This window comes from Aequorivita sp. CRS11, assembly GCF_059693805.1.
Genome location: NZ_JCATIG010000037.1, coordinates 1 through 1,077 on the forward strand (window position 1 = coordinate 1; position 1,077 = coordinate 1,077).

Annotated in this window: 1 rRNA gene; it reads left to right on the plus strand. The window is 52.8% G+C overall.

Features of this window, described 5'->3' with window-relative positions:
• Positions 1-1,077: ribosomal RNA gene (locus tag AC58DT_RS15625) — 16S ribosomal RNA — on the plus strand; the annotation flags it as partial.

Here is a 1,077-nt window from a genome sequence, read left to right on the forward strand (position 1 = left end):
CCATACAGATAGCATTTGAAGTATGGTAAAGATTTATCGGCAATAGATGGGCATGCGTCCCATTAGCTAGTTGGTATGGTAACGGCATACCAAGGCTACGATGGGTAGGGGCCCTGAGAGGGGGATCCCCCACACTGGTACTGAGACACGGACCAGACTCCTACGGGAGGCAGCAGTGAGGAATATTGGACAATGGGCGGGAGCCTGATCCAGCCATGCCGCGTGCAGGAAGACTGCCCTATGGGTTGTAAACTGCTTTTTTACGGGAAGAAACACCCCCACGTGTGGGGGCTTGACGGTACCGTACGAATAAGGACCGGCTAACTCCGTGCCAGCAGCCGCGGTAATACGGAGGGTCCGAGCGTTATCCGGAATCATTGGGTTTAAAGGGTCCGTAGGCGGGCGTCTAAGTCAGTGGTGAAATTCTGCAGCTCAACTGTAGGACTGCCATTGATACTGGTCGCCTTGAATTAGTGTGAAGTGGCTAGAATATGTAGTGTAGCGGTGAAATGCTTAGATATTACATAGAATACCGATTGCGAAGGCAGGTCACTAACACTATATTGACGCTGATGGACGAAAGCGTGGGGAGCGAACAGGATTAGATACCCTGGTAGTCCACGCCGTAAACGATGGATACTAGCTGTCCGGCCTGCATTGGTAGGCTGGGTGGCCAAGCGAAAGTGATAAGTATCCCACCTGGGGAGTACGTTCGCAAGAATGAAACTCAAAGGAATTGACGGGGGCCCGCACAAGCGGTGGAGCATGTGGTTTAATTCGATGATACGCGAGGAACCTTACCAGGGCTTAAATGTAGTCTGACAGGGGTGGAAACACCCCCTTCTTCGGACAGACTGCAAGGTGCTGCATGGTTGTCGTCAGCTCGTGCCGTGAGGTGTCAGGTTAAGTCCTATAACGAGCGCAACCCCTGTCGTTAGTTGCCAGCATGTAAAGATGGGAACTCTAACGAGACTGCCGGTGCAAACCGTGAGGAAGGTGGGGATGACGTCAAATCATCACGGCCCTTACGTCCTGGGCCACACACGTGCTACAATGGCAGGTACAATGGGCAGCCAC